At 55.2% G+C, this 13,902-nt stretch carries 13 protein-coding genes; 9 read left to right on the top strand and 4 right to left on the bottom strand.

What is annotated here, in order from left to right; translation table 11 throughout:
• Positions 1 to 36: 36 nt before the first annotated feature.
• The 4 genes from ACFE7X_RS02135 to ACFE7X_RS02120 all read left to right on the top strand — a co-directional run bounded on the left by ACFE7X_RS02135 (position 37) and on the right by ACFE7X_RS02120 (position 2,978).
• Entirely contained in the window at positions 37 to 576 is a 540-nt protein-coding gene (locus ACFE7X_RS02135) for an RNA polymerase sigma factor (protein ID WP_375434008.1), read from the top strand.
• Between the two features lie 134 nt (positions 577 to 710).
• Entirely contained in the window at positions 711 to 1,169 is a 459-nt protein-coding gene (locus tag ACFE7X_RS02130; protein ID WP_375434007.1) for a hypothetical protein, read from the top strand.
• A gap of 35 nt (positions 1,170 to 1,204) precedes the next feature.
• A complete protein-coding gene (locus ACFE7X_RS02125) occupies positions 1,205 to 1,687 on the top strand; it encodes a hypothetical protein (RefSeq protein ID WP_375434006.1) in 483 nt (160 codons plus the stop codon).
• Positions 1,688 to 1,784: 97 nt separating this feature from the next.
• A complete protein-coding gene (locus ACFE7X_RS02120) occupies positions 1,785 to 2,978 on the top strand; it encodes an aspartate aminotransferase family protein (RefSeq protein WP_375434005.1) in 1,194 nt (397 codons plus the stop codon).
• A 100-nt stretch (positions 2,979 to 3,078) separates the two neighbouring features.
• Here the strand turns inward: ACFE7X_RS02120 and ACFE7X_RS02115 are convergent, their stop codons facing one another.
• Positions 3,079 to 3,516 (bottom strand): TerB family tellurite resistance protein, encoded by a 438-nt coding sequence (locus ACFE7X_RS02115; RefSeq protein ID WP_375434004.1) that lies wholly within the window; start codon positions 3,514 to 3,516, stop codon positions 3,079 to 3,081.
• 267 nt (positions 3,517 to 3,783) lie between these two features.
• Here ACFE7X_RS02115 and pfkA point away from each other — a divergent pair, with 267 nt between their 5' ends.
• Complete coding sequence (gene pfkA / locus ACFE7X_RS02110; protein ID WP_375434057.1) at positions 3,784 to 4,755, top strand: 6-phosphofructokinase; 972 nt, start codon at positions 3,784 to 3,786, stop codon at positions 4,753 to 4,755.
• A gap of 107 nt (positions 4,756 to 4,862) precedes the next feature.
• On the top strand, positions 4,863 to 5,489 hold the full coding sequence (locus tag ACFE7X_RS02105) for a hypothetical protein (RefSeq protein ID WP_375434003.1): 627 nt from the start codon (positions 4,863 to 4,865) through the stop codon (positions 5,487 to 5,489).
• Between the two features lie 82 nt (positions 5,490 to 5,571).
• Here ACFE7X_RS02105 and miaA read toward each other — a convergent pair whose 3' ends face one another.
• Together miaA and ACFE7X_RS02095 are read right to left on the bottom strand one after the other, a co-directional pair.
• Positions 5,572 to 6,495, bottom strand: a complete 924-nt coding sequence (gene miaA / locus ACFE7X_RS02100; protein ID WP_375434002.1) for a tRNA (adenosine(37)-N6)-dimethylallyltransferase MiaA — start codon at positions 6,493 to 6,495, stop codon at positions 5,572 to 5,574.
• 48 nt (positions 6,496 to 6,543) lie between these two features.
• Positions 6,544 to 7,656, bottom strand: a complete 1,113-nt coding sequence (locus ACFE7X_RS02095; RefSeq protein ID WP_375434001.1) for a glycosyltransferase — start codon at positions 7,654 to 7,656, stop codon at positions 6,544 to 6,546.
• A gap of 148 nt (positions 7,657 to 7,804) precedes the next feature.
• Between ACFE7X_RS02095 and ACFE7X_RS02090 the strand changes: the two genes are divergently transcribed.
• The 3 genes from ACFE7X_RS02090 (at position 7,805) to ACFE7X_RS02080 (ending at position 13,184) form a co-directional block, all read left to right on the top strand.
• Positions 7,805 to 11,857, top strand: coding sequence for a PAS domain S-box protein (locus ACFE7X_RS02090; protein ID WP_375434000.1), 4,053 nt, complete (start codon positions 7,805 to 7,807; stop codon positions 11,855 to 11,857).
• 71 nt (positions 11,858 to 11,928) lie between these two features.
• The gene (locus ACFE7X_RS02085; protein WP_375433999.1) at positions 11,929 to 12,306 is read left to right on the top strand and encodes a response regulator; all 378 of its coding nucleotides are present in this window, start codon (positions 11,929 to 11,931) and stop codon (positions 12,304 to 12,306) included.
• 110 nt (positions 12,307 to 12,416) lie between these two features.
• Positions 12,417 to 13,184 (top strand): MBL fold metallo-hydrolase, encoded by a 768-nt coding sequence (locus tag ACFE7X_RS02080; RefSeq protein WP_375433998.1) that lies wholly within the window; start codon positions 12,417 to 12,419, stop codon positions 13,182 to 13,184.
• 122 nt (positions 13,185 to 13,306) lie between these two features.
• On the opposite strand, the gene ACFE7X_RS02075 is transcribed toward ACFE7X_RS02080, so the two are convergent.
• On the bottom strand, positions 13,307 to 13,825 hold the full coding sequence (locus ACFE7X_RS02075) for a hypothetical protein (RefSeq protein ID WP_375433997.1): 519 nt from the start codon (positions 13,823 to 13,825) through the stop codon (positions 13,307 to 13,309).
• Between the last annotated feature and the right edge of the window lie 77 nt (positions 13,826 to 13,902).

Genomic DNA, 13,902 nt, shown 5'->3' with positions numbered 1-13,902 from the left:
TTCACCAATACGCCGTTCCTAACCCACCTCACCTGCTTGGAAGACCAAGACATCCTTGCCAAGTTTGCCGATCCGGCCGCGCGCAACGTGGCCTTCAACCAGCTGGTGCGCAAGTACCAAACGAAAGTGTACTGGCACATTCGCAAGATGGTCGTCGACCACGATGATGCCGACGACTTGACGCAGGATGTGTTTGTCAAGGTGTGGAAGCACCTCTCAACCTTCCGGCAGGACGCCTCCCTCTACACCTGGATCTACCGCATTGCCACCAACGAATGCTTGAGCTTTCTGGCCAGCAAACGGCGCAAGTTCTTTCTTCCCCTCAACGACGTCGGGGCGGAGCTGGCCGCCAAGATGGAGGCCGACCCCAGCCTAGCCGGCGACGATATTGAGCTGCGGTTGCAGAAAGCCATCCTCAAGCTACCCGACAAACAACGTCTGGTTTTCAATTTGCGCTACTACGACGAGATGCCCTACGAGCAGATGGCCGAAGTGACGGGAACCAGCGTGGGGGCCTTAAAAGCCTCTTATCATCACGCCGCCAAAAAAATAGAACAGTATATGACCACCGAGTGAAGCGGATTAAGTTGGATTTTGTGAATGGCCAGCAGGTTCTAGGCTGACAATAGAAAAGCACTGGCAGCATCCGACTTAATCCGAAATGTGCGTAGTTAATTAAACCTTGAGGCCTTTGCCGTCTCTAACCCATTATGAAAACCCCTTTTCGTCTGGATGAACACCCGCGCCGGCCACAGCCGTTGGCTCCGCCGCCGGACGGCTACTTCGAGCGCCTGCCCATGCAGGTGATGCAACGAGTACAGCCCGCCTCGGCCGATACCGGTTGGGCAGGTCTGCGCTGGCTAACAGCTTTACCGGCACCCTTGCGCACGGCTTTGGCCGCTGGCGTAGTGTTGAGCGGCTTTGTTGGCTCCTTTCTTGTAAGTGAAAATTCCCTGACCGCAACCACTGCTCGCCCCACCGATCTGGCCGTAGTGCCGCGCACCGAAATGGTGGAATATTTGCTAGCCAGTGAGTTACCCGTAACCCTCACTGATTTAGCTGAATTGCCTGTCACCGAGCAGGCTCTCCCCGAAACCTACTTGCACGTCTCTCCCGACGAATTACAGGAAGTGTTGGACGCGCAACCCACCGAAGACACTTATCTGTAATCCGCATTTTGTCACCGACTCATCCTATTTGCTCCATGAAACCTCTGTTCCGTAGTTTGCTACTGCTTTGCTTGCTGGCAGCCTTACCCGCCGTGGCCCAGCCCGGTACGGGCGGCAAGCAAGGCCGCATGAGCCAGCTCGAAAACGCTAAGATTGCTTATATCACCGAGAAAGTCTCGCTGACTCAGGACCAAGCTCAACGCTTCTGGCCCGTATACAACGAGTATTCGGCTAAGCGCCGAGAGCTGTACCACAACATGCGCAAATTGCGCACCGACGACCAGAATGCGTTGTCCGACGCGCAAATCAAAGACAATCTAGCCAAGGTTTTCGCTTTGCGCCAGCAAGAGGTGGACCTGGAGAAGAACTACTTCAACAAGTTCCAGAAAATGCTTTCCATCCGGCAGGTGGGTACGCTGTTTCAAGCGGAACGCCAGTTCACCAAAGAAGTGCTCCGCCGAGTGGCCGACCGCCCCGGTGGGCCACCAGCGGGGCCCGGCACCGGCGTTGCAAACTGATTGTAAAAAGGCTGCTTCGGCAGCCTTTTTTCTTTGGTCGGCAGCACGGAGTTGAGCTGAAATCTGTTTCAGGCTACTGCTACCCTACCTTTGTTGCATGCTCACTCCCCGCCAGCTTTTCCTGCGCCACCAAGCCCAAACCTCAGATTTCCCTTTGCTCCTCGAAATCGAGCGGGCCGAAGGCGTGTATATGTACGGTCCGGAAGGCCAGCGTTACCTCGATTTAATTTCCGGCATCGGCGTCAGCAATGTGGGGCACCGCCACCCGCGCGTCATCGAGGCCATCAAAGACCAGCTCGACAAATACTTGCACCTGATGGTGTACGGCGAGCTGGTGCAGGCCCCCCCCGCCCGGCTGGCCCACGCCTTGCACCAAACTCTGCCCGCGCACCTCGACAGCGTGTACTTCACCAACTCCGGCACCGAGGCCATTGAAGGGGCCCTCAAGCTGGCCAAACGCCATACCGGCCGCACCGGCTTCGTTTCCAGCTTCAATGCCTACCATGGTTCCACGCACGGCGCGCTAAGTATCACTGGGTCAGAAGGGTTCAAGAACAGCTACCGCCCCTTACTTCCTGATGTGCGCCATATCCGCTACAACCAGCTCGACGATCTGCTGCTGATTGATGAGCACACGGCGGCCGTCGTTATCGAAACCGTGCAAGGCGAAGCGGGGGTGCGGGTGCCCGCGCCAGGCTACCTGCCGGCCCTGCGCCAGCGCTGCACCGACGTAGGTGCATTGCTGATTCTCGATGAAATTCAGTGTGGATTCGGGCGGACGGGTACCTTCTGGGCTTTCGAGCAGTTCGGCGTCACACCCGACATTCTGGTGTGTGCCAAAGGCATGGGCGGGGGCATGCCCATTGGGGCCTTTATTTCCTCGCAGGAAATCATGGCGGGTTTCAAAACCAACCCCATTCTGGGGCACTGCACCACTTTTGGTGGCCACCCCGTGTCGTGCGCGGCTTCGTTGGCCACCTTGCGCGTTATTCAGGAAGAGAACCTGCTGGAGGAAGTGGTTGAAAAGGCCGCTCGTTTTCGGCGGCAGTTGGTGCACCCGGCCATTCGGGCAGTACGCGGGTGTGGGTTGCTCATGGCCGTCGAGTTTGATTCGTTCGAGGTGCTTAAGCCCATCATCGACCGGGCGCTTTGGCAGGAAGGTATTTTAACCGACTGGTTTCTTTTCTGCGACAATTCACTGCGTTTGGCCCCACCGCTCATCATCACCGACGCCGAAATTGATGCTGCCTGCGCGGCCTTGCTGCGAGCGGTGGCGTTTGTTTGTGGATAGCAAATAATTAGATCAAATAAACCGGGCGGCCGTGGCCAACGTCTGCGAGAGATGTTGGCCACGGCCGCCCGGTTCTGAGAGATCAAGAAATGCTAGCGCCCTATCCGCATGCTTTCTTCAGAAACGCCTGCGTATCGGATTTAACTACTTCCCGATCCATACCATCTTTCACACCTTGCGAAATTTTCTTGACCAGTACCCCCACAACATCTTTGCGGAAGCCCAGCTTTTCGGCCATAATCGTGCAAAAATCCATTTCGGTATCGTCGACAATGCCGTCGGCCAGCATCATGTCAACCATGTCAAATATCTGGTCGAAACGCTCCGAATCGTTGTCGGGCACTACTAGCCGGTTCAAATCACTGTTGGCTACGATAGAGCGAATTTGATCTGCTCGCATGCCATTTCGCTTGCCTACTGTCACAATGAAGCTCATTTCCCGTTCATCAAGATGACCATCGGCTTTGGCCAGCGCAGCCAGATTCTGGATGTGACTTTTTACTTTCCGAGTCTGCTCATTTTCAAAAAAACCGAACATAAAGGAGGGACTATAGGAGGGAACGGGGAAGAAAGAACGAGAGCACGAAAGCCATTTATTGGCAACGGCGAGTGGTAAGATACTCGACCGTGCGCTGGTTTCCAATAAGTCGCTTACGCAAGTGAAAACAAAATAGTCGTATTAAAGCTAGGAAATTTAACAGAGCCCAATTCAGAAACCGGGCGGTCATTTGCTAACGATTTACCACCTTTGCCCGTTCCGTGCGTCGGGTTTCCACCAGGCGCCTTCTGAAGCATAAGAGTTATGATGAAACGTATCGCAGTTTTCACCAGCGGCGGCGACTCGCCGGGTATGAATGCCTGCATCCGAGCTGTCGTGCGCACAGCCGTCTACCACGGCATTGAAGTGTACGGTATCATGCGCGGCTACAGTGGCATGATCAAGGGTGAGTTTGTTCGGCTGGATTCGGCTTCCGTGTCCAATACCATCCAAAAGGGAGGTACTATTCTTAAATCGGCGCGCAGCCAAAAATTTCAAACCAAGGAAGGAAGGCAGCAGGCTTTCGACCAATTAGTTAACAACGGGATTGAGGGCTTAATAGCCATTGGTGGTAACGGCACGTTCACGGGAGCCACCATTTTCGAGCAGGAGTTCGGTATTCCCACCGTTGGGGCCCCCGGCACCATCGACAACGACCTTTTCGGCACTGACTACACCATCGGCTACGACACGGCTGTCAATACGGCTCTCGAAGCCATTGATAAGATCCGCGACACAGCCGACTCGCACGACCGGTGTTTTTTTGTGGAAGTAATGGGCCGCGACTCCGGCTACATTGCCATTCCGTGCGCCATTGGTGGCGGGGCCGAAATTGTGATGGTACCGGAAACTCAAATGTCGACAGAATCGGTAATTGAAACCTTGCAGGAAAGCTGGCAGCGCTCCAAGACTTCGTTTATTGTAATTGTGGCGGAAGGCGAAGTGGAAGGCAATGCGCAGCTAGTAGCCCAGCGCGTGAAAGAAGCTATTCCGCAGCTTGATACCCGCGTAACGGTTATCGGCCATATTCAGCGGGGTGGGGCTCCTTCCGCCGCCGACCGAATGCTGGCCTCCCAGATTGGTATTGCCGCCGTCGAGGGGTTGCTTAACGGGATGCGCAACGTCATGGCCGGCATCATGAACCGCCAGTTGGTGTACACGCCTTTCAGCGATACCATTCACAAGAAAAAGCTGATCAACCAGAGCTTCATGCGCATGGTGGAAATTCTCAGCGTGTAAATTTACAACTCGTTGAAAAAAGAGGCGGCAACCAACCTTCGGGTTAGCTGCCGCCTCTTTTGTGTATGGCTTGGCTGCCATCCTTCTCGCCGCTATACTGTGTCATTATGCCTTATTCTCTACGCTTGCCTTCCGTTGTTGCCGCGCTGCTTGGCATTACCTCGTATTCTGCGTGCGCCCAATCAGTTCCCGAGGCTTCTATGCACCGCCCGGCACTGTTTCGTCTGGGGTTGGGCAGTTGCTTGAATGGTTCCGGTGACTATGGCGTAGTGAAGATGTACCTTGAATACGCGCCACAGTTTGGCCGCCACCTGCGCCTAGGCTCTCGGCTGGCCGTTATTAGTGGCTCACAGCCTTATGATTTTGGTAGGGGCTACGTTATTCCACAATCGTACCGGGCTGTAAATCTGGAGCAAGAAGCTTACTGGGTGCCTTTTGGAGTGAATAAGACCGTGGAATTTAGCGTGGGGATTGGCGGCTTTGGTGGCTACGGGAACTTGAAGGGGCTTAGGTACGGTGGATTTAGCTTAAATCAATCCACCAACCAATTAGAGTTTTCCTACGTCGCCTCGAATGAGCGTGGCTTTCACGTAGGCTACCTTGCTTCACTGAATGTGGATGTTGCCATAGACCACGCTCGCACTTGGCGAGTGGGCGGTAAGTTGGCCTTGCAGAATGATAGCCGCGCCAACATTTTACCTGGTGCTCAGTTCCAAATCAGCCGCTCTTGGTGAGACACACTGAACGAACAAGAAGGCCCAATAAGGCGCCTGCTCTTTTGAACGCATCATTCGTGCAAGCCGAACGGCAAACGCACTAGCTCACCGTCAGCCACTGATATTCCGGGTCGCGGCGCAGCCAGGTTAGCTGGCGTTTGGCGTAGCGGCGGGTGTTGCGCTTGAGTAGGCGCACGGCCTCGGGCCAGTCGTGGAGGCCGTCGAGAAAACCGAAGATTTCCTGATATCCTACCGTTTGCAGGGCATTGTGGTGGCGGAACGGCAGCAACGACTGCACTTCCGCCAGTAAGCCGGCTTCCAGCATCTGGTCTACGCGCTGGTCGATGCGCTGGTAGAGTTCGTCCCGCTCCCGCGTGAGGGCCACCTTTATAACGCGAAAAGGACGTACCGCCGCCGAGCGCCCGGCCGTGTGGAAGCTGGAAAATGGCTGCCCGGTGGCGCGGCACACTTCCACCGCCCGCAAAACCCGTTGCGGATTCTGCCGGTCGATGCGGTTGTAGGCCACGGGGTCCAAGTGGGCTAGTTCTGCTACCAGTGGTTCGAGACCGTGCGTGGCAAGTTCCTGCTGCAACTGCACGCGCACTGCGGGGTCAGCAGCAGGCAATTCATCGAGGCCATCGGTAACGGCTTGCAGGTAGAGCCCAGAGCCACCCGTAAGTAGCACAATGCGGTGCTGTTGAAACAGCGTATCGAGCAGCGCCAGGCAGTCCACTTCGTAGCGGCCGGCGCTGTAGTCTTCGCTTATGCTGTGCGAATCAATGAAGTGATGCGGTACGCCCTGCATTTCCGCGGCCGTGGGCTTGGCTGTACCGATGCTTGTCTCGCGAAAAAACTGCCGCGAGTCGGCGGACACTACCTCGGTACGGAAATGCTGCGCCAACTGCACACAAAGCGCCGTTTTGCCTACCGCCGTAGGGCCCGCCACCACCACTAGCGTTGGCTGCTTGGACTGCGCAGCCAGATCCGCTTCCACAATAGTTATCAGCTCGGAAAGTGTACTCATGAGTGCAAGAGCAAAGAAAAGTGAGTGACTCGGCGGCGTGAAATACTATTAGTTGCCCCCAACCAAGCCCGCGTATAGAGCCACAAGATGCTGCTCCTCGTGCTGCCAATTCAACTCGCAACGCGCCCGCCGACAATTCTCCGCGAGTTGCTGATAGCGGGCGGGATTGTCGCGCAGCAAATAATTGAGCGTAGCTGCTAGGGTAGCCGGCTCTAGATTAGGCACGATTTCGGCAACCTCGTATTGGTCGTTGAGGGCGCGGTACTCCGGAAAGTCCACGACCACCTGCGGGATGCCAGCGTGCAGATAATCGAAAAACTTGTTGGCCAGGGAGTAGTAGTAGCTTAGGCCTTGGTTTTCCAACAACATCACCCCCAATGCCGCTTCCTGGGTCACTTCGCGCAAGGCATCGGGCAGCACAAAGCCGCGAAACTCCACCTGTCCGCTGGCCAGCAGGCCCAGCGCTGCCGCCCGCACCCGCAGACTTTCTGATAAGTCGCCTTCCCCACAAACAACCAGCCGGCCCGCCACCTGCGGCATGGCTTCTAGCAAGGCCTCCAGCCCTCGGCCCGCGTTTAGCGCGCCCTGATACAGAATGTAGCCGGCGGCGGGCGGCGCCGAAGTTGGCGGCAAGGCCGCATCAAGTAACCGGCTGATGTTGCGCACCACCTCTACCGGCCGGCCGTAGCGCTCCTCGAATACCCGTGCCAATGCGGGCCCGACGGTGTAAACCAAGTCGGCGCGGGGCACGATAAAACGCTCCACCTGCCGCCACGCGCGCTGCACTGCCGGGCGCGCTACCACTTCGGGCACTTCCGTGAATAGCTCGTGCGCATCATAAACAAAGGGCTGCCCTCCTAGGCGTGCCCGCAGCCACACTGGCACGGCCGTATCCAAGTCGATGGCGCACCATACGGCGGCGCGGCGCGGTAGCAGATACAGCAGCAGGCGCACGTTATATTCAAGGTAAAACAACTTGCCGCGCTGAAACCAACACCTTAGGCGATGCTGGTAGTAAGGCTGTGGGGCGAGTGGCCGCGAGTTGCTCCACTGCCGCCCAATCAACCGCACGTCGTACCCCGCCGCTGCCAGACTACCGCAGATTCGCTGCATGCGCTGGTCATAGTTAAGATCAGTTGTAACGGTAAAGTACAAGCGCATAGCAGTCATAGTACACGCCGCGCAACTTCCCGATGATATCAGTAGGTAGAATCGCGGAGGTTCGGGATATTTTCGTCAAATTTAGGGGTTAAACCCGGCCCCAACAGGAGTTTCGTGTTTGCTCCTGTTTTAGCCCTTCTTCACCCTGATGCCTAATTCTGCTGCTCCGACGTCAACTGCGGCCGTGGCCATGCCGACAGACTTCTACCGCGCACTGTTTGAAGATGCCTACGATGCCCAGTTGCTCTACAACGAGCAAGGCAGCTTAGTCGACTGCAACAAAGCGGCATTGCATCTGCTCGGCATCAGCCGCACCGACTTGCAGACCAATGGCCTGATGGCCTTAACCGTGCCTACTACCATCAACGGGCAGTGGCACACCGAAGCTACGTTGCGCGAAGCTATTCGGTATACCGCCCGCACCGGCAAAGAAGCGTCACGGCCTTGGCAGGCGCGTCGTCCTAACCAGCGGGTTTTGGCGGCTCAACTCACCCTGCGCCGGCTGGCCTTACCCAACGGCCAAGCGCAGGTTCTGCTTGGGTTGCGCGAAACTTCACCAGCCGGTCGGCCCGCCGAAACCGAGGTGCAGCAGCTCGTGCTCGACCGCACCCAAGAGCAACTGCGCGACTTGCTTTCGCGCACTACGCTGAGCTATGTGCTCCTCGACCGCGAAGGCTTTGTAGTAGATGCCAACGATTTTTTTCTGGAATTCACGGGATATAGCCGCGAAGAAGTTACGGGACAACTATACCATACTCTTTTCTCGCCACCGGCCGAGCGTGATTTACGGTTTCAGTCGTTCTTAACTTGCATTCGAGAAGAGCGGCTACAAGATTTCTATGAACGTTCGTTGCTGACCAAAAATGGTCAGGCGCGTATGGTGCACTGGCATGCCGAGTTTTCGCATGATGCCGCCAATAATATTACGGGCATCTTCCTGGTTGGGCGCGACTTCACCGAGCGCCATGTGGCGGCCCGCGCCCTCACTGACAACCGCAACCGCCTCCAGGACTTCCTCGACAACGCGCACGATCTTATTCAGAACCTGAGCATCGACAACCGGCTTTTGTTTGTTAATAAAGCCTGGAAAGAAAAGCTCGGCTACAGCGACGAGGACCTGCCCAACCTCAGCCTTTCGGATGTGGTGCACCCTTACTACAAAGCCAAGCTGCTCTACCAGTTGCGCAACCTGTACAAGGGCGAGAAGGTCAACAAGCTCGAAACCGTATTCCTTACCAAAACTGGCAAGCCCGTTCACTTAATCGGCTCCATTTCCTGCTCCTGGCAAGACAGTGAGCCGGTTAGCACGCGTGCCATTCTGCACGACATCACCGACCGCATCAAAGCGGAGCGCTTGCAGAAGGTGTACTACAGCATTGCCAACTTAGCCATTAGCTCGAAAGATCTGCATTCCCTCTATGGTGCCATTCACCGGGAGCTAAGCAAGATCATCGAGACCAACAACTTTTACATCGCTCTCTGCGACGAAGCGCGGACGCAGTTGCAGTTTGCCTATTTTGTAGACCAGAATACGCCGGGCGAAGTCGGCGCCGTGTCGCGGCCCTTTTCCTCGGGCATGTCGGAGTATATTATTCGAACGGGACGGCCACAGTACATGCTGCGGCGCGAGTTGGAAGAGCTTATCGGCAATGGCACTATCACGGCGTACGGCCTGATCCCGGAAGTGATGCTTTGCTCCCCGTTGAGCATAGGGGAACGCATCATTGGGGTAATTACCGTGCAGGACTACCACAAAGCTGATGCCTACGCTCCGACCGACTTAGAGATTCTGCACTTTATTTCCAACCAAGTAGCGCTGGCTATCGAGCGCAAGCGCAACGAAGTTCAGATTCAAAAGCAGAACGCTCGTTTGAACGCCATCTTCGAGAGCGGCTCGCACTTGATGTGGTCCGTAGATACGCACTCGCGCCTCACGTCTTTCAATCGCAACTACGCTGCCTACTTCCTGCGTCGCAATGGTGTGTACCCGGCTCAGAACGTAAACCTGTTCCAGGCCGACTTGGCCATGATGGAAGAAGATGCGCGCGACCTGTTTGTCGAGAACTATCGCAAGGCGTTTCAGGGGCAACCTCAGCGCTTCGAGGTGCGCCTGCAAGACGCCCGCGGCGCCGACTCGTGGCGTGAGATCTTCCTCAACCCGATTTATCTTGATGATGGCTCGTTCGAGGAGATATCGGGTATTGCCCACGATATCACGGACAAAAAACACTCGCAGCTAGAGTTGGCCGCGCAGGAAGAAAAATTCCGCGCCATCTTCGAGTCGTTCCAAGATGTGTATTACCGCACCGACGAGAATGGTGTATTGACGCTGATTAGCCCCTCGGTGGTGGATATACTGGGTTATACACCGGAGGAAGTGATAGGCACCCTCATTTCCAACTTCTATACTTGCCCAGAAGAGAGCGACAATCTGTTACGCATAATTCGGGACCAAGGCAAGGCCAGCAACTTCCCAATTGAGATGCGCCATAAGCAGGGCCACGGCGTGAGCATGCTGGTAAATGCCCGAGCGGTGGCTGACGGTACGGAAGGTACCGAAGGCATCGGACGCGACGTAACGGGGCTGAAGCGCATGGAAGTAGATCTGCGGCGGGCTAAAGATGAAGCCGAATCGGCGCTCGAAGCGAAGACGTTGTTCCTGGCCAACATGAGCCACGAATTGCGGACGCCGATGAATGGCATCATCGGCATGATTGACTTGCTACACCAAACGGTAAGCAGTGAGGAGCAAGAAGAGTATGTAGACACCCTGCGCAAGTCCAGCGACGCGCTGTTGGCCATCCTAAATGATATTCTGGACCTCTCCAAGATTCAGGCGGGCAAGCTGCAACTCAATGAGGAGGGCATGGACTTGCACTACACGCTCGAGAAGATCCATTCACTGTTTGCCAACCGGGCCCAACAAAAGCGCCTCACGTTCTCGTACTTGATTGCGCCCAATACGCCGCGCTTTATTGTGAGCGATGAAACCCGGTTGTTGCAGATTCTAAGCAATCTTACTTCGAACGCCATCAAGTTTACGGCGCAGGGCACGGTAAGCATCATCGTGTCCACGGATCGGCGTGAGGACGACGAGTACAAACTGCGCATCGCGGTGCAAGACTCGGGCATTGGCATTTCCACGGAAAATGCCAAGCTATTGTTCACCAACTTCACGCAGCTCGACACTACGCCAACCAAGGCCTTTGGCGGCACGGGTCTGGGCCTAGCCATCAGCAAGCAATTGGCCGAACTACTGGGGGGTGATATTGGGGTGCTCTCCAACGAAGGCGACGGCAGCACGTTCTGGTTTACGCTCCGCTGCCGCGCGGCCTACAACGAAGACGAGATAGTGCAGGAGCGGTTGGCTTCGCGTGAGCGGGCTCCGGATATCAGCCGCTTTGATACGGCGCCGCGCGTATTGCTCGTCGACGACAATCCGATCAACCTGAAAGTGGCCATCCGCTTGCTCGACAAGCTAGGCTGCGAAGTGGCCGTGGCTGACAACGGCTTCGAAGCTATTAGCAAAGCCACTGCGCCGGGGGCCGAGTTTGACTTGGTGTTCATGGATATTCAGATGCCGGAAATGGATGGCGTAGCGGCCATGCAGGAAATCCGGCGCCGCCTGGGGGCCGCTTGCCCGCCCGTAGTGGCCATGACGGCGTATTCCATGAAGGAAGATGCCGAGCGGTTCGTGCGCGAAGGCATGGACGATTACGTTTCCAAACCCGTGAAAAGCCAGGATCTGCACTCGGTGTTGCGGCGTTGGGTAACGGCGGGGCCGGCCATGATGCGACCTGGTTCTGCAACGCCGGCGGCCGTGGTAGTGGAAGCTGTTCCGGCGGCCGTGCCGGAAGCGCCTTTCATCGACCTGGATGTGATAGAACAGCTTCGGCAACTAGGTGGCGCCGAATTTGCGGCGCAGCTCTATCAGGACTTTGAGGTGGAAGTCACTCAACTTCTCGATGAAGCACAAGTGTTGGTGCAGAGTGGGGAGTACGAACAGATTTTACCACATTTGCACCAATTAAAGGGAACTGGCTTTACTTTAGGCCTGACTTTGCTGGCTGAGTGTGCTAAGGATATTGAGCACAACCTAAAAAAAGGCGACCAAAGCACTGTGAAGCAGGATTTTCAAAAATTAATGGATTACTTCACTCGATTTAAAGCAGTGTATCCGGCCGTGACGAGTGACTTGTAAGCGCCCGAAACCATCATTTTAATTTTACCTTTTTCAACCAGTACTCCTACATCATTACTTTCTCTCTCCCCATGAGCGACGCGAAAACAATATTGATTGCAGAAGACAGCTCCGTTATTCTGAACTTAACTAAAAAGATTCTTGAGCTACAGAAATACCGCATTGTGTCGGCTAAAAACGGGGGCGAAGTTCTCAAGCAAGTGGAAAGCCAGCCCATCGACTGCGTGCTGATGGACATCAACATTCCGGTGAAGGACGGCATGGAATGCACCCGCGAAATTCGGGCTCATCAGGACGACCGGATTTCTAAAATCCCAATCATTGCCATCACCGGCAACGCCAACAACTACTCCATGGAGCAGTTTCGCGAAGCTGGCGTAACCGATTATCTACCTAAACCCCTTGATTTTGATGCACTGGTACGCGTAGTAAAGCAGTACGTAGGATAGTTTTTTTGAGGAGCTAGAAGTTAGGAGCTAGGCGTTAGAGTCAGCTGTACCGTATCACGTACAGGCACTCTAGTCTTTCTAACTCCTAGCTCCTAATTTTTAGCTTCTGTATGAAAATCACCTTTCTTGGCACGGGCACGTCGCAGGGCGTGCCCGTGATTGGGTGTCACTGTGCGGTGTGCCGCTCCCTGGACTACCGCGACAAGCGCCTGCGGGTATCGGTGCACTTGGAAACCCAGGGCAGGAGTATTATTATCGATTCGGGTCCTGATTTTCGGCAGCAGGTACTGCGCGAACGGGTCGACCGGCTGGACGCGCTGGTGTTTACGCACGAGCACAAAGACCACACGGCCGGCATGGACGACATCCGGGCCTACAATTTCAAGCAGCGGCAGGACATGCCCGTGTATGCCGAGCCGCGGGTACTAGACCAGCTTCGGCGCGAATACGCTTACATCTTCGCCGAAACCAAGTACCCTGGCGTGCCGCAGGTACAAACCATTCCCATTGTCGACGATACCACTTCCTTTGATGTGCAGGGGGTGACGTTCCACCCTATCCGAGCCCTGCACTACAAGCTGCCGGTGCTCGGTTTTCGGGTTGGTAACTTCACGTATGTAACGGATGCCAATTACCTGGAGCCAGAGTCGTTGGAGCGAATGCGGGGCTCGGAAATTATTGTGCTGAACGCCCTGCGCCACGAGCCGCATATGTCGCACTTCTCTTTAACCGAGGCTATAGCCGTGCTTGAGGACCTGGCACCTCGCAGAGCTTACATCACGCACATCAGCCATCTGCTAGGTAAGCACCGCGAGGTTGAGGCCACGCTGCCTGATTTCGTCCGGCTAGCGTATGACGGATTGCGGGTGGAGGTGTAATAGCTTAGAAAGCTGCCGAGTTTTACTACTCAGGTACCATAAAAGAGGACACCTAACGCAGAAACTCCCTGGCGTAGAAAATATGCTTTCTACGCCAGGGAGTTTCTGCGTTAGGTGAAAAGTTATTTGTTATTCGGTCTGCTAACGCGCAGTGCTATAGATATATCTTTCTTTTCTGGATTGTCACATCCTGCTTTCACATCGTATATGATATAGTAAAACATGTATCGCCGGCCGTTGGCACGCACGCTGGCCGTGTCACTCCAAGCAGGATAATTGCCAGTCATTCTGCGCATTGACAATTTCACTTCCTGAGTTTGTCCTTGCTCATCTGTCACGCTTAGCGTTGGGTTAACAAAATCAGCCGTAAAGCAATATGCATTTTTAGGGCAGAACTTATAATTCAAATCTGCTACAGCTACCGTCAGTTCAGGCTGGCTTGAAGCCGACGACACTGTGGCTTGCTGCCGGTAATTCAAGCTGAAATCCTGGTCGAACGTGGTGGCAACAGCGGCAGGTACTATGTCGTTTTCTTCGTCGGCTCTCTGGCAGGCGGCTAAGCTTAGACCCAATACAGCAAGGAGTAGGCGTTTGCTCATGCTGTGGAGATTTAAATAAGTGAAGTGGTATTTGTGTTTCAATAGGTGGGAGACAGAGTTTCAATAAACAGTTGCAAGCGCCTGCGGTAAACTTTCTGCTCTACCTTCGTTTACCGAGA

Source organism: uncultured Hymenobacter sp. (assembly GCF_964242765.1).
Lineage (GTDB): Bacteria > Bacteroidota > Bacteroidia > Cytophagales > Hymenobacteraceae > Hymenobacter.
This window is presented reverse-complemented; position numbering and strand designations above follow the sequence as displayed.